The organism is Vibrio chanodichtyis (assembly GCF_028863985.1).
Classification (GTDB): domain Bacteria; phylum Pseudomonadota; class Gammaproteobacteria; order Enterobacterales; family Vibrionaceae; genus Vibrio; species Vibrio chanodichtyis.
The window spans coordinates 11437-35800 of the sequence record NZ_JARBFT010000006.1 but is presented as its reverse complement, the minus strand read 5'-3'; the positions used below and the strand labels follow the sequence as shown (position 1 = coordinate 35800).

Below are 24364 nucleotides of genomic sequence, written 5' to 3'. Positions count from 1 at the left end.
ACTTGACCAGTCACAACAAAAGATTTGACTAAAAGCTCTCAAAAGCGCGCCGCAGACGTGGTATTAATAGCCGCCGATGAGTGATCGTCCTCTAAAGTGGGCAGAGCGTGATCCTGCGCTCAAACTGCGCTTTGCTACCAGCCTTACGCTATAGTCCAACGCAATTGCCCCCATATAACATACAAATATCAACAAGAGACCACCACGGATGAGCCAAGCTATCTGTCACCAGATTGCTCAAGAACTGCATGTTCGCGCTGAGCAAGTTATCGCTGCCGTCACCCTAATCGACGATGGCAATACCGTTCCTTTTATCGCCCGTTACCGTAAAGAAGTGACGGGAGGATTAGACGATACCCAACTGCGCCACTTAGATAGCCGTCTTGCCTATCTGCGTGAGATGGATGATCGCCGCCAAACCATCCTCAAATCGATTCAAGAACAAGGCAAACTGACCCCAGAGCTGGAGCAGGCAATTTTAAGCGCCGACAGCAAAAACCGCCTTGAAGATCTCTATCTGCCTTACAAACCAAAACGGCGCACCAAAGGTCAAATCGCGATTGAAGCGGGGCTGGAGCCGCTGGCGGATACCTTATGGACCCATCCGAATACCGACCCGGAAAGCGCGGCGGCAAACTACATTAATCCTGAAAAAGGGATTACAGACAGCAAAGCGGCACTCGATGGCGCGCGTGCGATCGTGATGGAGCGCATCGCAGAAGATGCCAATCTGCTGGAGAAAATCCGCCAGCACCTTAATCGCAACGCACAGATTGTCGCGCGGGTGGTAGAAGGTAAACAGCAAGCTGGCGAGAAGTTTAAAGATTACTTTGAGTACTGCGAGCCGATCAGCAAAGCGCCTTCCCATCGCGCTTTGGCAATGCTGCGTGGCCGTAACGAAGGCTTCTTAACTCTGACGCTGAATGCCGATCCTGAATTAGCCGAAAGTGCGCGCCAATCTTACTGCGAAAGCTTGATTGCTGAGCATTACGGTATTCATCTCAGTCAAGCGATGGCTGATGGTTGGCGCAAGCAGGTGATCAGTTGGGCTTGGAAGATCAAAATCTCACTGCACATGGAAACCGAATTGATGAGCGCAATGAAAGAGCGCGCTGAAATCGAAGCGATTGAAGTGTTTGCCAGCAATTTAAAAGATCTGCTGATGGCCGCCCCTGCCGGCCCTCGCGCCACGCTCGGCCTCGATCCTGGCCTGCGTACCGGCTGTAAAGTCGCGGTAGTCGACGCCACCGGTAAAGTACTGGCCACCGACACCATTTACCCTCATGCGCCACAGCATCAATACGATCGCGCTATGCAGTCCATCGCGCTGCTGGTGAAAAAATTCAATGTCGATCTGATTGCGATTGGTAATGGCACCGCCTCGCGCGAAACCGATGCCTTTGCCGCCGATCTGATCAAGCGCGGCAGTCTCAAAGTGCAAAAAATCATGGTCAGCGAAGCCGGAGCTTCGGTTTATTCCGCTTCTGAACTGGCGGCCAAAGAGTTCCCCAATCTGGATGTGTCACTGCGCGGCGCGGTTTCTATCGCACGTCGTCTGCAAGATCCGCTCGCTGAACTAGTGAAAATCGATCCGAAATCAATCGGGGTTGGCCAATATCAACATGACGTCAGTCAGAGTCTACTCGCCAAACGTCTGGATGCGATTGTGGAAGATTGTGTGAATGCGGTCGGTGTCGATGTGAATACCGCTTCGGCTGCCTTGTTAACTCGCGTGGCCGGACTGTCCGCCACCCTCGCGCAAAACATCGTCGCTTATCGCGATGACAATGGCCGATTTGAGTCACGCAGCGCCCTGAAAAAAGTGCCACGCTTGGGGCCTAAGGCATTTGAACAGTGTGCCGGCTTCCTGCGCATTATGGATGGTAAAAATCCGCTTGATGCCTCCGCAGTCCACCCAGAAGCGTATCCGGTGGTGAAAACCATCGCCGAGAAGAACAACAAAGATCTCAAAGCGCTGATTGGTAATACTGATTTCCTGCGCACCCTGCACGCGGTCGATTACACTGATGAGCACTTTGGCGTGCCAACAATCAGTGACATCATCAAAGAGCTGGATAAACCGGGGCGCGATCCGCGTCCAGAGTTCAAAACAGCCACGTTTGCCGATGGCATTCATCAAGTGTCGGATCTGGAAGTGGGGATGGTTTTGGAAGGCGTGGTCTCCAATGTGGCCAACTTTGGTGCATTTGTCGATATCGGCGTGCATCAAGATGGCTTAGTGCACATTTCGGCGCTGACCGATCGCTTTATCGCCGATCCGCGTGATGTGGTGAAAGCGGGAGACATCGTCAAAGTCAAAGTGATGGAAGTAGATGTCGCGCGTAAGCGGATTGCGCTCTCGATGCGTTTAAACGATGAGCCCGGCCAAGATCATCGCAGCCAACGCAGTGCCGCACCACGCGCAGCACAAGAGCGTCGTGTGCCACGCCGGGCTGAGTCAACCGGCAATGCGCAAAGTGGGGCAATCGGTGGTGCGATGGGCGGTGCATTTGCTGCCGCGTTCGCCAAAGCCAAGAAATAGTCATCAGCCATAGCTTGAATGGCTATCCTCAAGTGAGATAAAAAAGTCCCCATGACCATGGGGACTTTTGTTTTGCGCGGACGACCCACCTACAAAACGGCAATCACGTCTGATGGTGTGTTGGGTGCCACTGCGTGACCATAATGATATTTGATCACGACACGCCGGCGCGCCATTTTGCCTTGTATTATCGCAGCATCAAGAATGTGCTTTGGTAAGCGAAAGCGCATCACATAACCTTTGCCTTGCTGTTCGCTGTACGAAGCGAGCGCCAACAGTTCAAACAATCGCTCTAGCTCGCTTTTCGATTCATGGTGATGAAAACTAGGCTCTTGTGCTTCACCATCCACATCGTAGCTGGGATGCTCAGCAGGATCCCATGCGGGCTGTTTGCGGCGTTTATCATCATCTTTAATCTTACGTTCAGCATTCGAGCCGGCCAAAGCTACGGTAGGCGTAACGGGCGCACGCACGCGGTTATCACGTGCGACCTGCTCGGTTGGCACATTCACTGATGGGGCGATAAGCGGCACACTGACATTGGTCGGTGACACTAGCATAGCCGAAACCTCCTCAGCTTCGCCCTCCCCCAGCTTACGCTGTGGGTTAGACTATTTATCGACCAACATCGCTAATTATTGAGTCAATTTTTGGTCAGCGCAGCAAAAGTGAGCAGCTGTTGCTCAAATAGCTCTGCCTCAGTGATAAACGGTGCATGAGCCGATTGATTGAAAATCACTGCCGCGCTCTGTGGCAGCAGTAAGTCGACATCATGAGCGATATTGACTGGCACTAAACCATCTAACCGACCATACAAACGCAGCACTGGCTGGGTCAGGTACGGTAATTCAGCGCGCAAATCCAGCTCAGCCAGCATGATGAGTCCTGCCATCAAGGCTAAGGGATTTGGCATCGGCCGCGATAACACCGCTTGTTTAAGCTGTTTGACATCCTGCCGAGCCGTGGGGCTCCCCATCGCTTGCAGCGCCATAAAACGCTCAATCGTCGATGGAAAATCGCTGATCAATTGCTGGCTAAACGCTTGTAATACCGCTGGTTGAATACCACGCCAATCCTGATGTGCCGCAAATTTGGGCGAGGAAGCCACAGTGACCAACTGGCGCACATACGCTGGGTGATGCAACGCGATATGCGTCGCGACTAACCCGCCCAATGACCAACCAACCCAAATCGCATCACGCGGAGCCTCTAGCAATAACGCGGCGGCGATTTGCTCGATATTCTCGGCATGCAGTGCGGCACTGTGACCATAACCAGGCAGATCGACCACCTGCACTCGAAAGTGGCGACTTAATGCTTGTGCGGTTGATTGCCACACCGCGCCATTCATCCCCCAGCCATGCACCAGCACCAGATCTTGCCCTTGTCCACTCACTTGCCAATACAACGCCATGGTCACATTTTCTCCGTCTATTTCCATCGTTATCACTTTTGCCTGTCTGCAAGATAAGTGCAATTACCCCAATTATGGAATGATGATGTTAATCGATTGGCTTAGAAAAACCACTGCGCTACAACAGATGGCACGATGCCCACTGTGCCGCTTGGCGCTGGATACTCCTAATCCAGCGGGTATTTGCACCGCTTGCCAAGCATGGTTGGCACATGGTGCACGCTGTCAGCGCTGCGGCTTACCCAGTTTAATCGCGGTCGAACAGTGTGGACAATGCCTACGCCAGCCGCCAGCGTGGCACACACTGATCTGCGTGGGCGATTATCGTTTTCCGCTGAGTGATGCGGTACAGCAACTCAAATATCAGCGCCAATTTTGGCAAGCGCCGCGCCTAGCTCAGTTGCTGGCCGCCCAAATAGAACAACCAGCACCGTTATTGTGCTGCGTACCACTGCATTGGCGACGACGCTGGCAGCGCGGCTTTAATCAGAGTGATCTACTGGCGCGAGCCTTAGCCCGCACTTTAGCCACCGACTATGACCACCAACTGTTTAGCCGCCGCCGAGCTACACCGCAACAGCAAGGGCTTAGCAAAACTGAGCGCCTCAACAATCTGCAAGATGCATTTCAGCTTAATCATCTACCACGCGCAGCTCATGTGGCAATTGTCGATGATGTGGTGACCACGGGCAGTACCCTTCGCCATTTATGTGCGTTACTGCTTGCTGCTGGGGTGCAAAGGATTGATATTTACTGCCTATGCCGCACTCCCGAGCCAAAAGAGCGCCAACCTTAACGTTTTTTATGCAAAAAGGCTGGATCATCGCTAACTCAGGAGTAAAATGGTGAGTAATAACCTATTCTTTTACTCGGGTATTCGTCGTGTCAAATCCAATTACTATTACTGAATCTGCTCAATCTCACTTCGCGAAATTGCTCGCTCAGCAGCCTGAAGGGACTAATATTCGCGTGTTTGTGGTTAACCCTGGAACACAAAATGCCGAATGTGGTGTTTCTTACTGCCCACCGGAAGCGGTAGAAGCTACCGATACCGAGCTGACCTTCAGCAACTTCTCCGCTTATGTTGATGAGCTAAGCCTACCGTTTTTGGAAGACGCGGTGATTGACTTTGTGACCGACAAAATCGGCTCACAACTGACCCTAAAAGCACCGAATGCGAAAATGCGCAAAGTGGCTGATGATGCTTCACTGATCGAGCGGGTTGAATATGCACTACAAACTCAGGTTAACCCACAATTGGCGGGGCACGGTGGCCACGTCAGCCTGATCAGCATCTCTGATGATGGCGTTGCACTGGTACAATTTGGAGGTGGCTGTAATGGCTGCTCAATGGTCGATGTCACACTCAAAGACGGGATTGAAAAAGAGCTGCTGGCTCAATTTGCAGGGGAGCTGACCGCAGTACGCGACTCCACCGAACATGATCGCGGTGAGCACTCTTACTACTAGCCCCTCTAGTGAGCTCAGCACCAAGCACCTCAAGCTGATGGTTCGCCATCGGCTTTTCGGCCAATGATTGGCAACCATCGTCACCACACCGATCGTGACTAAACCTTTTACAGCGGAGCCTTGGTATGCCATCCAAATCTTTACCTGCGATACTGGAACGCACCACCATCGCCCAGTCGCGACTGTTTACTATTGAAGCGGTGGATCTGCGTTTTGCCAATGGCGCACAGCGTACCTATGAGCGGATGAAACCCAGTGGGCGAGACGCAGTCATGATGGTGCCGATCACGGCTCAAGGTGATCTGTTGTTGGTGCGCGAATACGCTGCCGGAACCGAGCGTTATGAATTGGGTTTTCCAAAAGGGTTAATCGATGCCGGCGAAAGTGCCGAACAAGCGGCCAATCGCGAATTAAAAGAAGAGATTGGCTTTGGCGCGCAGCAATTAATTCCACTCAAAAGCGTTGTGCTTGCCCCATCCTACTTCTCAAGCCATATGCAGTTATTTATCGCGCAAGATCTCTATCCTGAATCATTAACCGGTGATGAACCGGAACCTTTAGAGATCATTCGCTGGCCATTAGCTCAAGCCGAAGAGCTGCTGACCCATCTCGATTTTTGTGAAGCGCGCAGTATCACCGCATTACTGCTCGCTCTACGCTTGATACAAGCCGATACCCAAACCGCTTGAAGATATGCCGGTAGACGACCAAGGAACAAAACCTCTGAGCATAGATAACGATGTGATGAAGTTTATGAGTACCAATCAATACCGCGGCAATTTCAAGTAGAACGGAGATAAATCACCAACCTTGGGAGTGATTATGACAACCACCCACGATTTCTCATCCTTACTGCCGAAAGTAATTGGTATCGCCCAAGCGGCAGGGCAATTGATTTTAGATATTTACCAACACCAATCCTATCAAGCGTTCACCAAAAGTGATGCCACGCCAGTGACCAGTGCCGACTTAGCGGCACATCAATTGCTGTGCCAACAGTTACAGCAGTTAACTCCAGACATTCCAATCCTCTCCGAAGAGGATGCCGAGATCTCACTGGCTACCCGTGCAGCTTGGCCGCGTTACTGGCTGGTTGATCCATTGGATGGCACTCAAGAGTTCATCGAACGCAGCGGCGAGTTTGCGACCATTATTGCGCTAGTGGAGCATAATCAGCCGGTGATGGGCGTGGTGTATGCCCCGGTATCCGGCGTGACTTACTACGCCTATGCCGGTAAAGGAGCATGGAAAATTGCCGATCAGGCGCAGAGTGTGCCAATCCAAACTTACCAACGCGAATCCGTTGATCATTCATTGAGCATCGCGATCAGTCGTCGCCAAGACATCAATCAGATCACCCACCGCCTCAACAGCACATGGCATTACGATCTGCTACCACTGGGCTCTGCAGCATTGAAAGCCTGTTTAGTGGCAGAAGGCGCGGTCGATTGCTACCTCCGCTTTGGTCCCACCGGTGAATGGGATACCGCCGCCACCCAATGCATTGTCGAACAAGCCGGTGGCCGCATTGTTAGCACCCAGTTAGCGCCGCTCTCCTACAATCAGCGCGAAAGTTTACAAAACCCAGATTTCATTGTGCTCGGCGATGCCAATTTACCTTGGTCTGCAATCCTGAATTTGCCGAGCGATAAAATCATCTAACCGAGCGAGGCCGTAATCTTACTCAAAACTATGACTTAACGTCATTGCTAAAAGTGATTGATCAAGGTTATTGCTTAAAGTTGCCCTTGCGGATTAAACCGATAACGGCCTTGTGCATCAGGAGCGGGTAACCAGTTCAACGACGGCTTTAAGCCATCAGGAAAGGCATCTTGCGGTTGAAACCATGCTTGCACTTGGTAACGATGATCTGGCTGTAGCGTCAGGTTAAACTGACTGCTGACCTGCTCAGTTTGCTGGCCACCTTGCGCGGTGATGACACTGTCTTGGCAACTGAAATCTGCCAGTACATTCCCGAGATCCAACGTCGCTAGTGGCGAGACAACTTGTGCCGTAGACCAAACCAAACTGCCTTGCGCTTGCTGGCAATAAGGTTGAGCGAAGCGATAGTGTTGCAACGTTAATTCCAACTGCCCCTGTACCGTTAAGGGGAACGGCAAACTAAGCCACGGCAACGCTTGCTCGGCGGGTAACGACAGCAGTAGGTGATCAGCATAAGGACCCGTTAAGCCAACCCCAACCACGCCTTTACCGCGCAGTTGATTGATACTGCCTCGCCCAAAACGCACATCGGCTTGCAGCCGTGCCAGCAGTAAACGGCTCAGATGCAGATCCCAGTTCAGATCGCCAAGATTGGTTTGTTGCCACTGTACTTGGGCGATTTTGCCCTGCCACAATGTGCCCTCAATCCCATTGAGCTGTAAACCCTCTGGCAACGGTAGCGGTTTAAATGCGACCTGCGCTGGCAGATGTGCTAGCACACTGACCAACACCACCGCCGAAAATAATCCACTATAAGCTATCGCACGCCGCATCTTAAGCGCCTCGCTTTAACTGTAAGCGCTTGACTTCAACCAACCCGCTCTCTTTACCGCGGTCGATATCGATCACATCCACACTCACCCCTTGTCGCTGTTGCAAATCGGCAATCCAAGCCACCAACTGGGTAAACGGCAGTGGCTGGATCCACACTTGCATCATTTCTCCGCGCGGCTGTACTCGAATCAACTCAATCTTGAACTGACGAGTCGATTGAGTGATCACCTGATTGAGTGACTGATTAGTCGCCGCTTGCCCACCACTACCTTGCCCAGCTTGACCACGCAAAGTCACAATCCGGTTGGCATTATCACTCACCCAGCTCAGCAGCTGTTTTTCACTCTGCAAACGCGCTTGTGCTTGAGTGGTACGCTGTTCTAGCGGTTGCCACACGCCCCAGTAACTGATCGCGATGAGCGCTAACCCGCCACTCACCAACAGCATTTTTTGCTCGCGCGGCGTAACACTGCGCCACCAAGCCTGTATCGAAGCTAATAACGGTTTCATCCTTTCGCCTTACTTTGGCTTAACCAGCAACACACCAAACACTTGCTCACCATTTTTATTCACTTGGCCTTGTTCGACCACAAAATGCTGCTCAAGCTGGGTACGTGCTTGCTCAAAACTTTGGAAATCACGACTGGTCGCCTCTAGGCGGACTTCATTGCGATTACCATCAAATTTAATGCTTTGCAGTTGCAGATTAATTCCACTCAATGCGCTCGGTAACGGCGTCAGCCAGTGTAATAGGCTGCCTGCACTGGAAGTGCCAGATAAGCGCGCTAACTCATCACTGATCTGCCGTCTTAAATAGGTCACGGTTGGAATACGCTGCCGATCAGTAAAAATAGTCCGGAAAATTTGCTCACTTTGCGCACGGTAAGCATCGGCTTGTAACTGATACTGATGGGCTTGCAACACACTATGGCCGATCGTCACCGCGACCAATAACCCAGCGGCGATGCCAACTTTGCGCCAAATTCGCCAATGAGGCAGCCAAGACGATTGTGGCTTAAACCGGCCACTGAGCAGGTTAAATTTGCTACTCAATGCTTCTTGGGTCAGCAGTTGCATGACTAAACCACTTGGCTGATCGTGCCACTCTTGCTGCTCAGCCAAGGCTAACGAGGGTAATGGCGTGAAAGCGTGCAGTGGCAGATACTGATCATCTTGCTTTACCCAAGCATCGCTGGCGAGCAAACTTAACCACTGAGCATCGAGTGCCATGCCTTGGGTGTCGCTTTTACGGACTAACCACTCATCACCCAATTGCAATGCGCTTAAACCGGCGTCAACACGAGGAACCGCCAGCACATCGGGCAGCACGCGTTGCACTGACAAGCCACATTCGCTCAGCTGCTCTAAACAAGCAGCGAACCAGCGGCGATCCACACCGACCACATCGGCACTGTCACGCCCTTTACTGAGCACACAAAAATGCAACTCTTCAACATCTTGTGCGATCTCATCTTCCAGCAAATAGGGCAACATGCTCTCCAACTGCCGCGCCGCACCGGGCGGGATCGCCACTCGGCTTAAGATCAGATCACTGGCCGCCAGCAGCACTAATACGCTACGCTCGGCCGCATAGCTTTCCAGCTCATGTAAAGCTTGCCAGCCAGCCACTTCACCGCTAGCAATCACTTGCTGCAGTTCGCTAGACCATACTAACCAAGGGATTTCGGCCTCGGTTTGACTACTCAGTCGAACGGTCAGAAACTCGCTCACTGATCCCTCCAAAGCGACGACTAACCACCGTCGCAGTTTTTTTATCGTTACTGTAAAACAGGCTGCGGATCCGCACACGCGAAGCATCGACCAACACCTGAGCATCTAATTCAAAATAATGGCTATCGACACTGAGGTATTTTTGCGCCTCGGTGCGTGTTGCTTGCTCGACGCCATTGAGCGCCGACTCGGCCAGAAAATCTTCCACACTTGCCCAACCATCAAACGGGCGCCCTTCCAACAAGGTTTTAGCGCTCGAACGGCTCAAAGCAGGGCTAAACATCGCCGCCAACAGCGCCGCTTGTTCAGCAGGCAAGGTATTCACATTCAAACGCCACTGCTCGGTCGGTAGCGCACACAGATAAGGCAGCGCTTGCTGCATTAACTCACCACTCACTTGCTGCACCGCACGCCATTCGCTGGCATCGGCTAACCAAGCATCCGCCGCCAGATAAGCTGGGTGCATCGATTGATAGTAACTGTCTTCAACCCCATAGGCGGTGCGTACTGAGTCATCAGCATCAATAAATTCCAGTGTCGAATCGGCGATGGTTTCCGCCAAATAATACCCCTCGACTTGCCACTCTTCGCTCAGCGCTTGTAACACCCGCAATAAATATGGCTTTTGCACGCTATCGGCACTGATCTTGACCTGCGCCAACGCGTTAAGGTTAAAGCAAGCTTGCATATCGCGAATTTTACCGCTCACTTGACCATAATCGAGTGGGTAGGTTTGCTGCTGGGTCGCCCACGGCTGACTTAAATTGATCGTCTGGCTATCTTGATAGCTCTGCTCAATGCCTTTTTTGACCAAGGCTTCGACCCCGATACTATACCAATAGGCTTGCTGGTAATTGAGTTGATGGGTGGCGCGCTGAAACTGGCTAAACAAGCGCTCAGCCATCGTAGCCGCAATCGACACCATCACCGCCAGCAGCAGTAACACTACAATCAGCGCTACGCCGCGCTGCTTAACGACCATTATGCTTAACTACCATTATTGCTACTCTCAGCCTGATTGAGGGTCGCTCCGCCAGTCAAATAAATCCGCTCCAACTGACCATAATCTTGCAACTGCAGCATCACTTTAACTGCCTCAGGCAATGCATGCTTGGTTGACCATTCCGTGCGCCACTCGCCTTGTTGATAAAACTGCACCTGCCAATCCTCAACACCGGTTAATAACGGTGTCACCAAGCCAGACTGACCCACAGGAGTATCCGGATAGTGCCACCAGATACGCTCTAAACGCTGCTCATAAATTCGGTAGCCGACTTTCGCCACCTCGCCGCGTGGAAACTGCTGCTGTGGGTTATGCCAGCCCAGACGGGTAAACAGCAAGCCATGCTGATCCGAATCGAGCAAAGACGCTTGCCATTGCAGCAACAATTCACTCGGCGCTTGTCCATCGGTACGAAATTGGCGCAGTGCCATCTGGCGAAAATCGGCGTCCATGATCACCAGCGCGCGTTGTAACTCGGTCAAGCGCGCGCTGCGTTCGGCCGAAATTTGATTGCTGCGCTGCACTTGGTTAAGCACCTGATAAGCACCAATGCTCAAACTGGCGAAGATCGCTATCGCCACCAACACTTCAATTAAGGTGAATCCGCCGCTCTGCTGGCCCGCTAACTTAGCGTGCGCAGACCGCGATAGCGTGCGCCGAGACTTAATTGGCAACATAGCTACGCACCGTCACGACCGGGGTCGCCCCTTTTTCGGTTGCCACACTCACATCAAAGGCTTTGAGCAGATTGTCGGCCGTGGGTACTGGACTGAGTTTCCAATACCAGGTTCGGCCGGCCATCTGCTCACTGCCCTCACGCGCCGCTAGCGCACGCGGATTAAGCATCACTTGCGCCATCTGGTTATCCACCACCATCGCCGCAAACAGTTTCTCTTCCAAATAATTGACCGTATTGATGTGCTGACTGACCGAGCGGATGACACTGATTGCCGCCGTCGCAAAAATCGCCAGCGCCACCAACACCTCCAGCAAAGTGAAACCGCGTTTATGGTTCATCACTTTCTCCCGGCGCCAGCAGGTGCAAGGTACCATTTTCTTGCGCGCTGACTCGCCACTGCTCATCGCGTGGTTGCCCTTTGGGAAAAATGCGCAGCGTAAATGGCGTCACTTCGCCACTCGATAGCACAAACAGCTGCGGCGGGCGCTCCTGCTTAGTCGCTTGCTGCTCAGTAAACATCTCTTCATCAAACAACGTACCGGGATTAAACAGTCGCTCATCATTTTGCCAACGGCTGCCGCCCAGTTGTAGCTCAAGCTGTAAGTTGCCATCGAGCGTGGTTTGATTGGTCATTTTATTGCTTTGCCACTTCTGCCAGCCTTGATCCGCACTCAATTGTAAAAAGGTCAGCCGCCGCGCCTCAACATCGACTCGCACCCCAAAATCTTGCCCACTCAGAATCGCTTCTTCGTTAAGCAAAAGTAAGCGCTGATAGAGACTCTGGGCACTGATTTTGGCTTCATCGTTGACCGACACCGGCAAGGTGGCGATCACCGCCACCGCACTGACCGCCACCAACACCAGCACCAGCAACACTTCCAGTAACGTAAAACCGCGCGTCGCTGTCATGGATTGGATTGATACCTTATTGTGCAAGTTTATTGAAAATCTTGAATGTTCCAGTTACCAACATCGGCATTCGGACCTTCACCACCCTCTTGGCCATCCGCGCCTAAGGTGAAAATATCCAATGCGCCTTTATCACCAGGACTCAAATATTGATACTCATTGCCCCATGGATCTCTTGGCAGACGGCGAATATAACCCCCATCACGATAGTTGCGTGGCTCAGGGTTACTTGGCTTACTCACCAGCGCTTCTAAGCCTTGATCTGTGGTTGGGTAGACGCTGTTATCCAGCTTGTACATATCGAGGGCATTTTCCAGCGCCACAATATCGGTCACCGCTTTTTGTTGGTCGGCTTTCTCTTTATTACCCAACAAGTTTGGCACCACAAAGCTGGCTAAAATGCCCAGGATCACCACCACCACCATCACTTCGAGCAGGGTAAAACCCGCTTGCTGAGCGATCGGTTTCCGAATTGCTTTACGCATTGTTTTCATAGCTACTCCACACTATTTCGTCTCCATCGCACGCGGCGACTTAACGACTCATTAAATTATTCATTTCCAAAATCGGCATCAGGGTTGCCATGACAATAAACAGCACCATGCCTGCCATTAATGCAATCAAGGCGGGGGTAAAAATCCCCAACGCGATATTGACCGTTGATTCAAAACTCTGATCTTGGTTATCCGCCGCGCGGGTCAGCATGCCTTCCAATTCTCCACTTTGCTCACCACTGGCGATCATGTGCAGCATCATCGGCGGGAACAATTTGGTTTGCTCAAGCGCCTTGCGCAAGCTGGAGCCTTCGCGGACATTTTCCGCCGCGGCTAACACCTGCTGTTTGACAAATTGATTGGTCATTACATCCACCGCAACCCGCATGCCATCCAAAATCGGGATCGCACTGGAGCTACAAATCGACAGCGTGCGTGCAAAACGTGCGGTGTTAAGACCGCGCGCGATTTTGCCAATCATCGGCAGGCGGATCACGCGCCGATCCCAAGCCAAACGCAGATCCGGCTTAGTCAGCGCATAGCGCAGTAGGTAGATCAGCACGAGCAAGCCAATCACTAGCCACACGCCCCAATGCTGTAAAAAGTCACTGGCATCGAGCAAAAACTGGGTCGAAGCCGGTAAGGCTTGCCCCATTTGTACAAATTGCCCGACAATTTTAGGTACCACCGCCGCCAACAAAAAAGCCACGATACCGACTGCAAACACCACCAGCACCACCGGATAGATCATCGCTTGTTGCAGCTTGGAGCGCATTTTCTGCCGATTTTCCGCATAGTCGGCCAAACGCTCTAATACCGAATCGAGATGTCCGGATTTTTCGCCAGCCGCAACCATCGAGCGAAACAGCTCATCAAACACTTGCGGGTAATCGGCTAAGCTATCGGACAAGGTATAACCTTCGGTCACTTTGGCGCGCACCGCCACCAACATGCTGCGAATACGTGGCTTTTCCGACTGCTCGGCCACCGCACGCAAACACTCTTCCAGTGGCATTCCCGATTGGACTAAGGTGGATAGCTGACGAGTGATCAGCGCCAGATCTGGAGTGCTAATCCCACGCTTAAAGCCCAAACCTTGGCGGCGATTGCGCGCCGCTTTCGCTTGGGTTTCCAACACTTCAATCGGCACTAAGCCTTGCTCTTTGAGGCGCTGCCGCACTTGACGCGCATTATCACCCTCAATGATGCCTTTTTTATGACGCCCTTTGCTATCTAACGCTTTGTATTCAAACGCCGCCATCAGGACTCCTTGGTCACCCGCATCACTTCTTCCAGCGAAGTGATGCCTTGGCGAACTTTGTCTAGACCATCATCACGAATGCTTGGCGTAGTCGCGCGGATCTGTTTTTCCATCGCCTGTTCACCCGCTTCGCTATGGATCAGCTCTTGCAACGCATCATCCACCAACAGCAGTTCATGGATGCCAGTTCGGCCGCGATAACCTTTGTGATTACACTTGGCACAACCGGTCGCTCGGTAGAGGATCAGCGGCTCTTTTTTCTTGCTATCAAACAGTTTGCGCTGCTCTTTATCTGCTTCATAAGGCTGTTTGCAATCGGCGCACAGCGTGCGTACCAAGCGCTGCGCCAGCACGCCAAGCAGCGATGAAGAGATCAAAAACGGCTCAATCCCCATATCGCGCAAACGGGTCACCGCGCCCACCGCAGTATTGGTGTGCAAAGTCGACATCACTAAGTGACCAGTCAGCGAGGCTTGCACAGCAATTTGCGCGGTTTCCAAATCACGAATTTCCCCAACCATCACCACATCGGGATCTTGGCGCAAAATGGCGCGTAAACCGCGGGCAAAGGTCATATCCACCCGTGGATTAACTTGGGTTTGGCCGATGCCGTCAATATCAAATTCAATCGGATCTTCGACGGTGAGGATATTCCGCTCGCTGCTGTTGAGCTCTTGCAAACCAGCGTACAAGGTGGTCGATTTACCTGAGCCGGTCGGTCCGGTGACCAAAATGATCCCATGGGGACGCGCGATCAAGCGGCGGAAATTGTCATGGTTTTGCGCGGTCATGCCCAAGCTGTGCAGATCAAGCCGCGTGGCATTTTTATCGAGCAAGCGCATCACCACTCGCTCGCCGTGGGACGAAGGCATGGTCGACACCCGCACATCCACGGCTCGGCCACCAATGCGCAGTGAAATACGCCCATCTTGCGGCACCCGTTTTTCAGCGATATCCAACTTGGCCATCACTTTCACCCGCGACACCAGTAGTGATGAGAGTTTGCGACTCGGCGCTAATACTTCACGCAGCACCCCATCGACCCGAAAGCGGATCGACAAGGTTTTTTCAAAGGTTTCGATATGAATATCCGATGCCCCTTCTTTGATCGCTTCGCTCAGCATCGCATTGATCAGTTTAATGATCGGCGCATCATCTTCACTTTCCAGCAAATCTTCGTTTTGTGGCAACTCTTCAGCCAGCGAGAAGAAATCATCATTGTCGGCCCCAATATCTTCCATCAACTGCCGCGCCTCCGATGAGTCGCGTTGATAGACTTGGGTCAGCTTGAGTTCAAACTCGTTCTGGGCCAAGGCTTGCAGTTGAAACGCGTGTTTAACCACGCGTTTGGTTTCGACCAGCGCCTCAATCGACAATGGCGCTAAATAGTAGATGGTGGCCTGAGAAAAATCTTCATTCCAATCGAGCAGTAACTTAAACCGATTGGCGAAGCTAAACGGCAGGCGACGGATCAACGGTTGCTGTGCTGGAGAGATCACCATTTCAGTCATTATTTAAGGTCCATCTGTTCAATAAAGGCTTGAATTTCTGGTGGATGAAGCTGATCCGCGCCAAATTTTGGCAGCACAGGCACACTGGCATCATCCAGCAAGCGCAAGCCTTTTTCCGCGCGGAACAGTTGCTCAGCCCGAATATAATTGTATTTACGCTGGGTGATGCCATCCGCGGTCATACCATCACGAATAATGGTTGGCTTGATAAACACCATCAGATTTTTCTTTTCCAACTGTGAACTGGTCGAGCGGAACAGTTGACCAAGCAGCGGAATATCGCCGAGCAGTGGCACTTTGGATTCACTCTCTAGCGCTCTTTCATCAATCAAACCACCGAGCACCAGCATCTGACCATCTTGTACCATTACCGAGGTGTTGAGCTGACGTTTAGCAAAACGCACATCAACCGCGCCATTGGCCCCCAACACATTGGACACCTCTTGCTCAATGTTGAGCTGCACTGAGTCACCTTCGTTGATTTGCGGCACCACTTTGAGCTTAATCCCGACCTCTTTACGCTCTACGGTTTGGAATGGGTTGGTATTGCTTGAGCTTGCGGTTGAGCCGGTGATCACCGGCACTTCTTCACCGACAATAAATGAGGCTTCACCATTATCCATTACCGTGATGCTGGGCGAGGAGAGGATGTTTGAGGTGGAATCATTCGATACCGCACTGATTAACGCCGTCCAGTCACCAAGCGCAATACTGACCGCCGCACCTTGCAAGCCAGACAGTGCTGAAGCTAAGCTAGAGTAGTCCCCTTTAGTGGTGGTGGTTTCATTTCTCAAGAAATTATTATCAGAATCATAAACTGCGGTAGTTTCTGTAGTGTCTTTGGCTTCTTCAAGACCAATCATCACGCTGCCAATCGAAGCACCCGTGTTGCCATATTGGATCACCGAGCCGCTTTCCAGCGACCCCCACTGCACGCCCAAATTAATCCCATCGCCTTCGGACATTTCGACGATCAACGCTTCAATCAACACTTGCGCGCGGCGAATGTCCAATTGACCAATCACCTCCAACATCGCATTCATAATATCTTGCGGGGCCGTCAGCACTAGCGAATTGGTATCCACATGCGCGGCAATCATCACTTCGTTACGCTTGGAATTGTTTGCCTGACCAGTGCCTTTCTCGGCTTGCAAATTGTCGGATACGCCCTTTAGCACTTCGACCATATCGTTGGCTTTGGCGTATTTAAGGTACACCACCCGGTTATTACCTTTGGTCGCCATTTCGACATCCAGCTGTTTAATCAAACGCTTGAGTCGATCACGCACTTTCGGATCACCGGAAATCAAAATCGAGTTAGTCCGCTCGTCGGCCACAAACTTGGGTTTTAAAAATTCTGGGGTATTTTGCGCATCGGTGGTTTTGCTGAGCGCCTCGACAATACGTACCATTTCCGCTGCCGACGCGTTATTGAGTTCAACCACTTCAATCTCTTTATCGCCCGCCTGATCGACGCGGCGAATGATTTCCGCTAAGCGATTGACGACTGCGGCTCGGCCAGTGATCAAAATAATATTGGCCGGATCGTAATGCACAACGTTGCCAGCCCCTGCGTTATCAATCAGTTGGCGCAGCAGCGGCGACAATTCACGCACCGATACATTTTTTACCGCCACCACTTGAGTGATCACCGTATCGCCATTGGCACGCTCATCACCACTGAGAACTGGAATGGCTGAGGTTTTGGCATCTTTCGATTTGATCACCTTGAGCACGCCGTTATCCATTTCGACCACGGCAAAACCATACACTTCCAGCACACTCAAAAAGAAACTGTAGTATTGCGCTTCATTTAAGGTATCAAAACTGCGCACATCGACTTTGCCGCGCACGGAAGGGTCAACAATGATGGTCTTTTCCAGATTACGTCCAACAATATTGATAAACTCTTGAATATCCGTGCCTTTAAAGCTGGCACTGTACTGGTTTGCCACCGCGACTAACGGCATCGACAGCAAACTGCCGGCCAATAACCATGAACTTTTTTTCAGCCACACTTTCACTGGGAACTCCCTTGCCTCACTAAGCTCGCACTGAGCTGAGTGTTAAAATTGAATATAAACATCATATTGTTGACCATCGCGCTCAACCGTTAGACTGATTTCGGTCAGCTCGTTGATTGACTGAAATACACTATTCATAATATTCGGATCACTGAGATCCATACCATTGAGCGCCACGGCCACATCGCCCGCTTGCAAGCCGACCGACTCAAACAGCGCGGCATCTTTGCCGGGACTGACACGATAACCAATCACCCTCTCATCACGCTTAACCTGAGAAAGGCGCACATATTGAAACAGTTCCTGCGGATTGCGCGCGATCGCTTCACGAATCGTATCGAGAGTCTCTTGCGAAGTTGGCTCCGCCTTGGGTTGCGTAGCGGGCGCGGAATTATTCGGCGCAGCCGCAGCCGTTGAGGCGGTATAATCCAGCCCTTCCAGCATTAGAGTTTCATCACGTCCGGCATTACTGATGATCACGCGATCGGCCAACACCGCTTGCAGTTTAACTTGCGTGCCTTCAATCACTTCATTGAGACCATAAGTGGCTTGCACGCCTCGATTGGCAATCACCGCCAAACTTTTTTGTGGATCATTACTGGCAACCACTCCGGAAAGCACCAAGGTTAGGCGAGTTTTAGGCGCATCAACTACCACGGGAGCCACCACCACGGGTGGTTTGGTCGGCTCAAAGGTGCCAAACAGTGCGCCGCTTTGTAAGCCACTGATATCGATTGATTGCCGCTCACTTTTTAGTGCGAGTGGGGTTGGCTGCCAACGCGGTACTGGCACTGGTTCTGCCAAGACTAACCACACCATTTTGCCCACCATCCACGCAGCGACCACCAACAAGAAGAGGGTCAATCCTTGACTGATCGGTTTTTGCCAACGCAGCGCTCGCTCGCTCACTAAACGCGGCCAACTCGCGAGCGGCGGCAGTTGTTTAAATTCCATAAATGTCCACGTCATTTGTTGCTGTAGTTATAACACCCAATGTTACCCAAATCGGGCGCTACAGCAGTTTTTCAATACGTTATGTCAACACAGCAATATATCACAAGCTAAATAACACCAAGTGTCTCAAACGTTAAATTGTCGACTTGCTTGAAAAACTGGGCAGCAAACACCATTGTTAAGCGGTCAATAGTTTAAAGCATAACCAGCTTAGAGAGGAAATATGCCAATGAGTTCCAATCCCGATGGTATAAGGCTGGATAAATGGCTGTGGGCAGCCCGATTTTACAAAACCCGAGCCATCGCGCGAAATATGGTCGAGGGTGGCAAAGTTCACTATAATGGCCAACGCACGAAACCCAGTAAGTCAGTCGAGCTGGGCGCACAACTCACCCTACGCCAAGGTCATGACCAAAAAACGGTGATCATCGAAAAAATCACTGATCAACGGCGTGGCGCACCAGAAGCGCAATTGCTGTATCGCGAAACCGCAGACAGCATCGAGCAACGAGAGCGCCAAGCGATGATGCGCCAACTCAACCCGAGTTCCGATCAACGTCCTGATAAAAAACAGCGTCGAGATCTACTCAAATTTATCCATCAGTAAGTAAATAGCCGGACAATTCCTTATGACGACACATTCAATGGCGAGCAATATGCTGCATCGCTATCTTTTTGAAGACCTCTCGGTGCGTGGCGAGTTGGTTCAACTGGACGACACTTACCAGCAGATGATTGCCAGTCAACCATACCCAACCGCAGTACAACACTTGATTGGTGAATTGCTGGTCGCCACCTCACTGCTGACGGCCACCTTAAAATTTGAAGGTTCGATCACCTTGCAGCTACAAGGTGATGGCCCTGTCTCTTTAGTGGTGATTAACGGTGATAATAATCAGCAAGTCCGTGGCGTGGCACGCTGGCAAGGTGATATTGCCGAAGATGCTGGTTTGCACGATATGCTGGGCAAAGGTCACTTAGTGATCACTATTGAACCAAAGCAAGGCGAGCGTTACCAAGGCGTAGTTGGCTTAGAAGGGGCAACACTAGCGGAAGTGCTGGAAGGCTATTTCCTACGCTCTGAACAACTGAAAACCCATTTGTGGATCCGCGTTGGCCAACAAGCGGGTAAAGCTTGTGCGGCGGGCATGCTGCTACAAATCGTACCGGATGGTAAAGGTTCCAGCGACGATATTGAGCACTTAGCCCAGTTGACTAACACGATTAAAAATGAAGAGTTGTTCACCTTGCCTGCCGAAGAGCTACTCTATCGCTTGTATAACCAAGAGAAAGTGCAGTTGTTCACCCCACAAGCGGTTAACTTCCGTTGTGGCTGCTCGCGTGAACGCAGTGGCGCGGCGATTGTTACAGTCGCACGGGACGAGATTAATGACATTTTGGCGCAAGAGGGCGTGGTGTCGCTGCACTGTGATTACTGCGGTACCACCTATTCTTTCGATGCGGCACAGGTGAGCGAGTTGTATCAACCCTCGTCCAGTAATGGGCAAACCTTGCATTAATCTGCCGTGTAAAGCGACCAATACCCAGCAATATCACTCACTAAAAGCCAGTCTTTACTGGCTTTTATTTTTGGTTTTTTATTTAAAAGAATAAATAAAAATCAAACAAAATCAATAAGTAAAACAAAACACGCAACTTAAACCAATCACGTCTCCTGATGTTCAGTCACCAAGAAGCGATTTAACGGCTGCATAAAATATGCAATACCAATATCTGTGACGAGCTACCTGAAACCACCGAAACTGGGTGGATAATATTTGAACTGCCTCCCTGTTTTGTCGCCTATCCGTTGTTAGCATGTTCCACAGACAACCAAAATTATTACAAAATCCCTACAAAATCCTACAAGGAGCACCTATGACCGTTATGGAACATACTAAGGCTGCACAAATCGACCTAGCCCAATATGGTATCAATGGCGTTAAAGAAATTGTTCGTAACCCGAGCTATGAGCTGTTATTTGCTGAGGAAACGCGTTCAGACCTCGAAGGTTATGAGCGCGGTGTCGTCACTGAATTAGGCGCCGTCGCAGTTGATACTGGTATTTTTACTGGCCGCTCACCGAAAGATAAATTTATCGTTAAAGATGACACCACTCGTGACAACATGTGGTGGACCTCAGATAAAGCCAAAAATGATAACAAACCGATTAACCAAGCGGTGTGGAGTGATCTGAAAACACTGGTGACTAAGCAGTTATCAGGCAAACGCTTATTTGTACTCGATGGCTACTGCGGCGCGAACGCCGATACACGCCTGAGTGTTCGCTTTATCACCGAAGTGGCGTGGCAAGCGCACTTTGTGAAAAATATGTTCATTCGTCCTACCGAAGAGGAATTAGCCCGTTTCAAACCAGATTTCGTGGTGATGAATGGTGCCAAATGCACCAATGCGAAATGGCAAGAGCATGGTCTGAATTCAGAAAACTTCACTGTATTTAACCTGACTGAGCGCATGCAACTGATCGGCGGTACTTGGTACGGCGGTGAAATGAAAAAAGGCATGTTCGCGATGATGAACTACTTCTTGCCGCTGCAAGGCATCGCATCAATGCACTGCTCTGCCAACATGGGTAAAGAGGGCGATGTGGCCATTTTCTTTGGCCTCTCTGGTACCGGTAAAACCACACTCTCAACCGATCCAAAACGCGCGTTAATCGGCGATGATGAGCACGGCTGGGATGATGATGGCGTGTTCAACTTTGAAGGTGGCTGCTACGCCAAAACCATCAAACTCTCCAAAGAAGCTGAGCCAGATATTTATAATGCCATCCGTCGTGATGCGCTGTTAGAAAACGTCACCGTACGCAATGATGGCTCGATTGATTTCGATGACGGTTCAAAAACGGAAAACACTCGTGTTTCCTACCCGATCTATCATATCGACAACATTGTTAAACCGGTATCGAAAGGTGGTCATGCCAATAAAGTGATTTTCTTGTCGGCGGATGCGTTTGGCGTACTGCCTCCGGTGTCCAAACTAACTCCAGAGCAAACTAAGTACCATTTCTTATCCGGTTTTACCGCTAAACTGGCCGGTACTGAGCGTGGTATCACGGAGCCAACCCCAACCTTCTCGGCCTGTTTTGGTGCGGCGTTCCTCACTCTACACCCAACCAAATATGCTGAAGTGCTGGTCAAACGCATGGAAGAGTCTGGTGCCGAAGCTTATCTGGTCAATACCGGTTGGAATGGCAGTGGCAAACGTATCTCGATTAAAGATACTCGCGGCATTATTGATGCGATTTTGGATGGTTCGATTGAACAAGCAGAAACCAAGCACATCCCAATCTTTAATCTTGAAGTGCCAACCTCACTGCCAGGGGTTGACCGAATGATCCTCGATCCTCGTGATACTTATGTCGACCCACTGCAGTGGGAAAGCAAAGCCAAAGATTTAGCCGCGCGCTTTATCAATAACTTTGACAAGTACACCGACAATGCGGAAGGTCAATCACTGGTTGCGGCCGGACCACAACTCGACTAAGCCGCAATCCAATCACTTTCGCTCATCCCAGCATGAGCGAAAGTCAATACCCAAAGAACTTGGAGTTGCGGGTAGGCGGCAAGTGAGTGAGTCCCCAATAACATAGACAGACTATGTGATTGGGGTGAGCGAACGTCGCCAACACCGCTGCAGCTTCAAGTAGGAAGGGTAAAAATGATAACTCACTAGCAAGCCCCTATTTCAAGGGGCTTTTTTTGTTGCGGTTGCGCGCACTTTACTCCAAGCTTGCTAAGCAACCCCCCAGCAACATGCCAACTCGCAGTGCACAGCGTTGTCACTCGCTGATACCCAAACAACTTGGAGTTGCAGGTAGGCGGCAAGTGAGTGAGCCCCCATAAGCATAGACAAACTGTGTGATTGAGGTAAACGAACGTAGCCAACACCGCTGTAACTTCAAGTAGGAAGGGGATAGTTAAGATTAATGACGGTAATTGCAGAGACCATGAGAAAATTTCTAGCCATAAGTGTCGCCGGCATCGCCCTACTGCTGATCATGGTGTTAGCAGGGTTTGGTATCATGCACACTCGCTACTTCACGCCATCGGCACAATGGATCGTGCAGCAGCTATGGCCAGCAACCCTGCGTTTTGAAAACATCGAATATCTCTATCCATTTAAGCTGCGCTTGCAAGGAGTACAACTGGCAACCACACCGAGCGTTGAAGTGCAGCAGATCGATTTATGGCTCAACCCACATGGTCTGCTCAAGCAACAGCTCTATATTGATAGCGCATTACTGGATGGCATCAATCTCAGTCAAGGTTTGCCAACGTTTGCTTGGCCTGCCGCAATCCAACTGCATCATTTAGCGATCCATAATCTCAACTGGACAGATCAAGAGATGAGCGCGCGCGGGGTCAGCCTGCAAATCCAGCAACCACGCTGGCAAGCGCCACAACAGTGGTTACCCTATGGCAAGCTGCAGTTGGCTGCCGAACAAATTACCCTTGAGGGTGAAACGTTTAATCAAGTGCTGATCAATGCGGAGCATCAGACCGAAAATAGTATCATCCACGGTTTTTCTTTCGATTGGCGCGATAGCCCCATCTCTGGGCAAGCCGAGCAATACCCAGAAGGCTGGTCACTGATCAATGTCACCCTCAACCGACTTAACCTCGATTTCGACCAAGTCCGCGCCAATCCACTGTGGCAAAAAATCACCACTTACGTAAATCATATTAACAGCTTAGATCTGCTCAACAGCCAGCTTACCAGCCATGGGGTGACTTGGGAGAACCTCAATCTATCACTGGAAGATTACCGCTTATCCACCACGGTCTGGCAACAGCCACAAGGCTATCTGTCACTCAATGCCGACTCTGCCCAATGGCGAGAAACTTTATGGGTCGAGCCGAGTGCCGAGCTGACTTTTAACCCAAACGGAATTGAGATTGAAGGGCATACCCAAGTCTGGCAAGGGGATGTGCAGTTGCAAGGCAAATTGAGCCAACACCGCATCGAGCTGGATCAACTGACCATCAGCGGCGTGAAATGGATTGCCGAACAGCCGCAAGATCTCCAGCTACTGACTCAAGCCCTACCTGCTTGGCAACATTTGCAGATTGAGCATTTGGATATCAATAATCTGCAATTGATTCAAACCGCACAGCGGCCATTTTGGCAACTCTCCGGCCTCAATGCCGATGGCGAGCGCCTGCAATGGATCAAACAGGGCGCTTGGGGATTTTGGCAAGGTCAGTTGGCGCTCACCGCCAACAGTGCCAGCTATGCCGGTATTCTTAGCACTCAAGCGATATTAAACATGCACAGTGAACAAGACGTGTGGCAGTTAACCCGAGCCTTTTTACCGCTCGAACAGGGCTATATTGAAGCCTACGCCACTTGGGATCGATCAACACCCAGTGCGCCTTGGCAATTAGCACTCGATGTCGACTCGCTACCACTTGCACCGCTGCAACCGTGGCTAAAAACGCCGTTTGGCCTGCAAGGTTTGGCGGATATGAGCTTAACCGCGCAAGGTATGGCCGGCGATCACAATATGCTGGCCCACTCACTGAGCGGACAATTGCAGTTGAGTGTGCGTCAAGGCTTGCTGTCGCTGCACAATGCCAACACGGTGATCACCCAACCTTTTGAATTAGAACATCTGCCGGTCAACGCCGATCGAGGACGGATCACCATTACCCCAACCCCCCTGCATGGACCGAACCTGCACGGCCAGCTAAGTGGCAGTGGCGATTTATTGCAAGCGCAGCAACATCAGTGGCGACTAGCGATTGAGCAGCGCTGGGCTGATCAATGCATTAACCTCAGTTGGGATTTCATTCAGACCGAATTAGTCAGCCAAGCTTGTGCCAGCAAACCCTAATCCATAGCCCATCGCTGCC

The 24364-nt window shown here is 51.1% G+C and carries 23 protein-coding genes; 9 read left to right on the top strand and 14 right to left on the bottom strand.

Going from position 1 to position 24364, the window contains the following annotated elements:
- Positions 1-208: 208 nt before the first annotated feature.
- Positions 209-2542: a Tex family protein gene (locus PUN32_RS07870; RefSeq protein WP_274722553.1), complete on the top strand. Its 2334-nt coding sequence runs from the start codon at positions 209-211 to the stop codon at positions 2540-2542.
- 89 nt (positions 2543-2631) lie between these two features.
- Here PUN32_RS07870 and PUN32_RS07865 read toward each other — a convergent pair whose 3' ends face one another.
- Positions 2632-3102: an ATP-dependent Lon protease gene (locus tag PUN32_RS07865; RefSeq protein WP_274722552.1), complete on the bottom strand. Its 471-nt coding sequence runs from the start codon at positions 3100-3102 to the stop codon at positions 2632-2634.
- An 83-nt stretch (positions 3103-3185) separates the two neighbouring features.
- The gene (gene bioH / locus PUN32_RS07860) at positions 3186-3956 is read right to left on the bottom strand and encodes a pimeloyl-ACP methyl ester esterase BioH (protein WP_274722754.1); all 771 of its coding nucleotides are present in this window, start codon (positions 3954-3956) and stop codon (positions 3186-3188) included.
- Here bioH and PUN32_RS07855 point away from each other — a divergent pair.
- From PUN32_RS07855 to cysQ, 4 genes are all read left to right on the top strand, one after another.
- Positions 3892-4752, top strand: a complete 861-nt coding sequence (locus PUN32_RS07855) for a ComF family protein (RefSeq protein WP_274722753.1) — start codon at positions 3892-3894, stop codon at positions 4750-4752. The two genes, bioH and PUN32_RS07855, sit on opposite strands and share 65 nt — an antisense overlap.
- A gap of 86 nt (positions 4753-4838) precedes the next feature.
- Complete coding sequence (gene nfuA, locus PUN32_RS07850) at positions 4839-5426, top strand: Fe-S biogenesis protein NfuA (RefSeq protein ID WP_274722551.1); 588 nt, start codon at positions 4839-4841, stop codon at positions 5424-5426.
- Between the two features lie 125 nt (positions 5427-5551).
- Positions 5552-6115, top strand: a complete 564-nt coding sequence (gene nudE, locus PUN32_RS07845; protein WP_274722550.1) for an ADP compounds hydrolase NudE — start codon at positions 5552-5554, stop codon at positions 6113-6115.
- A gap of 133 nt (positions 6116-6248) precedes the next feature.
- Positions 6249-7088, top strand: a complete 840-nt coding sequence (gene cysQ / locus PUN32_RS07840) for a 3'(2'),5'-bisphosphate nucleotidase CysQ (RefSeq protein ID WP_274722549.1) — start codon at positions 6249-6251, stop codon at positions 7086-7088.
- Between the two features lie 74 nt (positions 7089-7162).
- On the opposite strand, the gene PUN32_RS07835 is transcribed toward cysQ, so the two are convergent.
- The 12 genes from PUN32_RS07835 to gspC are packed head-to-tail and all read right to left on the bottom strand — an operon-like array spanning position 7163 to position 18488.
- Positions 7163-7921 (bottom strand): type II secretion system protein N, encoded by a 759-nt coding sequence (locus PUN32_RS07835; RefSeq protein WP_274722548.1) that lies wholly within the window; start codon positions 7919-7921, stop codon positions 7163-7165.
- Between the two features lies 1 nt (position 7922).
- Entirely contained in the window at positions 7923-8432 is a 510-nt protein-coding gene (locus PUN32_RS07830) for a type II secretion system protein M (protein WP_274722547.1), read from the bottom strand.
- 9 nt (positions 8433-8441) lie between these two features.
- A complete protein-coding gene (gspL, locus tag PUN32_RS07825) occupies positions 8442-9653 on the bottom strand; it encodes a type II secretion system protein GspL (protein WP_274722546.1) in 1212 nt (403 codons plus the stop codon).
- The gene (gene gspK / locus PUN32_RS07820; RefSeq protein ID WP_274722545.1) at positions 9622-10635 is read right to left on the bottom strand and encodes a type II secretion system minor pseudopilin GspK; all 1014 of its coding nucleotides are present in this window, start codon (positions 10633-10635) and stop codon (positions 9622-9624) included. The genes gspL and gspK overlap by 32 nt, the downstream gene beginning before the upstream one ends.
- A 5-nt stretch (positions 10636-10640) precedes the next feature.
- Positions 10641-11333 (bottom strand): type II secretion system minor pseudopilin GspJ, encoded by a 693-nt coding sequence (gene gspJ / locus PUN32_RS07815; RefSeq protein WP_274722544.1) that lies wholly within the window; start codon positions 11331-11333, stop codon positions 10641-10643.
- Positions 11320-11673, bottom strand: coding sequence for a type II secretion system minor pseudopilin GspI (gene gspI / locus PUN32_RS07810; protein WP_274722543.1), 354 nt, complete (start codon positions 11671-11673; stop codon positions 11320-11322). The genes gspJ and gspI overlap by 14 nt, the downstream gene beginning before the upstream one ends.
- A complete protein-coding gene (gspH, locus tag PUN32_RS07805) occupies positions 11663-12244 on the bottom strand; it encodes a type II secretion system minor pseudopilin GspH (protein ID WP_274722542.1) in 582 nt (193 codons plus the stop codon). The genes gspI and gspH overlap by 11 nt, the downstream gene beginning before the upstream one ends.
- Before the next feature lie 29 nt (positions 12245-12273).
- The gene (gspG, locus tag PUN32_RS07800) at positions 12274-12729 is read right to left on the bottom strand and encodes a type II secretion system major pseudopilin GspG (protein ID WP_274722752.1); all 456 of its coding nucleotides are present in this window, start codon (positions 12727-12729) and stop codon (positions 12274-12276) included.
- A 49-nt stretch (positions 12730-12778) separates the two neighbouring features.
- A complete protein-coding gene (gene gspF / locus PUN32_RS07795) occupies positions 12779-13999 on the bottom strand; it encodes a type II secretion system inner membrane protein GspF (RefSeq protein ID WP_274722541.1) in 1221 nt (406 codons plus the stop codon).
- Positions 13999-15510, bottom strand: a complete 1512-nt coding sequence (gene gspE, locus PUN32_RS07790; RefSeq protein ID WP_274722540.1) for a type II secretion system ATPase GspE — start codon at positions 15508-15510, stop codon at positions 13999-14001. The genes gspF and gspE overlap by 1 nt, the downstream gene beginning before the upstream one ends.
- The gene (gene gspD / locus PUN32_RS07785) at positions 15510-17534 is read right to left on the bottom strand and encodes a type II secretion system secretin GspD (RefSeq protein WP_274722539.1); all 2025 of its coding nucleotides are present in this window, start codon (positions 17532-17534) and stop codon (positions 15510-15512) included. The genes gspE and gspD overlap by 1 nt, the downstream gene beginning before the upstream one ends.
- 42 nt (positions 17535-17576) lie before the next feature.
- Complete coding sequence (gene gspC / locus PUN32_RS07780; protein ID WP_274722538.1) at positions 17577-18488, bottom strand: type II secretion system protein GspC; 912 nt, start codon at positions 18486-18488, stop codon at positions 17577-17579.
- Between the two features lie 229 nt (positions 18489-18717).
- Between gspC and hslR the strand changes: the two genes are divergently transcribed.
- The 4 genes from hslR (at position 18718) to PUN32_RS07760 (ending at position 24345) form a co-directional block, all read left to right on the top strand.
- On the top strand, positions 18718-19095 hold the full coding sequence (gene hslR, locus PUN32_RS07775; protein ID WP_274722537.1) for a ribosome-associated heat shock protein Hsp15: 378 nt from the start codon (positions 18718-18720) through the stop codon (positions 19093-19095).
- A 37-nt stretch (positions 19096-19132) separates the two neighbouring features.
- Positions 19133-20008, top strand: a complete 876-nt coding sequence (hslO, locus tag PUN32_RS07770) for an Hsp33 family molecular chaperone HslO (protein WP_274722751.1) — start codon at positions 19133-19135, stop codon at positions 20006-20008.
- Between the two features lie 358 nt (positions 20009-20366).
- Entirely contained in the window at positions 20367-21995 is a 1629-nt protein-coding gene (gene pckA / locus PUN32_RS07765) for a phosphoenolpyruvate carboxykinase (ATP) (protein ID WP_274722536.1), read from the top strand.
- Positions 21996-22458: 463 nt separating this feature from the next.
- A complete protein-coding gene (locus PUN32_RS07760; RefSeq protein WP_274722535.1) occupies positions 22459-24345 on the top strand; it encodes an AsmA family protein in 1887 nt (628 codons plus the stop codon).
- Positions 24346-24364 lie beyond the last annotated feature (19 nt).

What these genes read in the sequence shown, in the direction of transcription:
- PUN32_RS07870 (WP_274722553.1), top strand. Translation starts at nt 209, where the DNA reads ATGAGCCAAGCTATCTGTCACCAGATTGCTCAAGAACTGCATGTTCGC.
- PUN32_RS07865 (WP_274722552.1), bottom strand. Translation starts at nt 3,102, where the DNA reads ATGCTAGTGTCACCGACCAATGTCAGTGTGCCGCTTATCGCCCCATCA.
- bioH (WP_274722754.1), bottom strand. Translation starts at nt 3,956, where the DNA reads ATGGCGTTGTATTGGCAAGTGAGTGGACAAGGGCAAGATCTGGTGCTG.
- nudE (WP_274722550.1), top strand. Translation starts at nt 5,552, where the DNA reads ATGCCATCCAAATCTTTACCTGCGATACTGGAACGCACCACCATCGCC.
- cysQ (WP_274722549.1), top strand. Translation starts at nt 6,249, where the DNA reads ATGACAACCACCCACGATTTCTCATCCTTACTGCCGAAAGTAATTGGT.
- PUN32_RS07835 (WP_274722548.1), bottom strand. Translation starts at nt 7,921, where the DNA reads ATGCGGCGTGCGATAGCTTATAGTGGATTATTTTCGGCGGTGGTGTTG.
- PUN32_RS07830 (WP_274722547.1), bottom strand. Translation starts at nt 8,432, where the DNA reads ATGAAACCGTTATTAGCTTCGATACAGGCTTGGTGGCGCAGTGTTACG.
- gspK (WP_274722545.1), bottom strand. Translation starts at nt 10,635, where the DNA reads ATGGTCGTTAAGCAGCGCGGCGTAGCGCTGATTGTAGTGTTACTGCTG.
- gspJ (WP_274722544.1), bottom strand. Translation starts at nt 11,333, where the DNA reads ATGTTGCCAATTAAGTCTCGGCGCACGCTATCGCGGTCTGCGCACGCT.
- gspI (WP_274722543.1), bottom strand. Translation starts at nt 11,673, where the DNA reads ATGAACCATAAACGCGGTTTCACTTTGCTGGAGGTGTTGGTGGCGCTG.
- gspH (WP_274722542.1), bottom strand. Translation starts at nt 12,244, where the DNA reads ATGACAGCGACGCGCGGTTTTACGTTACTGGAAGTGTTGCTGGTGCTG.
- gspG (WP_274722752.1), bottom strand. Translation starts at nt 12,729, where the DNA reads ATGCGTAAAGCAATTCGGAAACCGATCGCTCAGCAAGCGGGTTTTACC.
- gspF (WP_274722541.1), bottom strand. Translation starts at nt 13,999, where the DNA reads ATGGCGGCGTTTGAATACAAAGCGTTAGATAGCAAAGGGCGTCATAAA.
- gspE (WP_274722540.1), bottom strand. Translation starts at nt 15,510, where the DNA reads ATGACTGAAATGGTGATCTCTCCAGCACAGCAACCGTTGATCCGTCGC.
- gspC (WP_274722538.1), bottom strand. Translation starts at nt 18,488, where the DNA reads ATGGAATTTAAACAACTGCCGCCGCTCGCGAGTTGGCCGCGTTTAGTG.
- hslR (WP_274722537.1), top strand. Translation starts at nt 18,718, where the DNA reads ATGAGTTCCAATCCCGATGGTATAAGGCTGGATAAATGGCTGTGGGCA.
- hslO (WP_274722751.1), top strand. Translation starts at nt 19,133, where the DNA reads ATGGCGAGCAATATGCTGCATCGCTATCTTTTTGAAGACCTCTCGGTG.
- pckA (WP_274722536.1), top strand. Translation starts at nt 20,367, where the DNA reads ATGACCGTTATGGAACATACTAAGGCTGCACAAATCGACCTAGCCCAA.
- PUN32_RS07760 (WP_274722535.1), top strand. Translation starts at nt 22,459, where the DNA reads ATGAGAAAATTTCTAGCCATAAGTGTCGCCGGCATCGCCCTACTGCTG.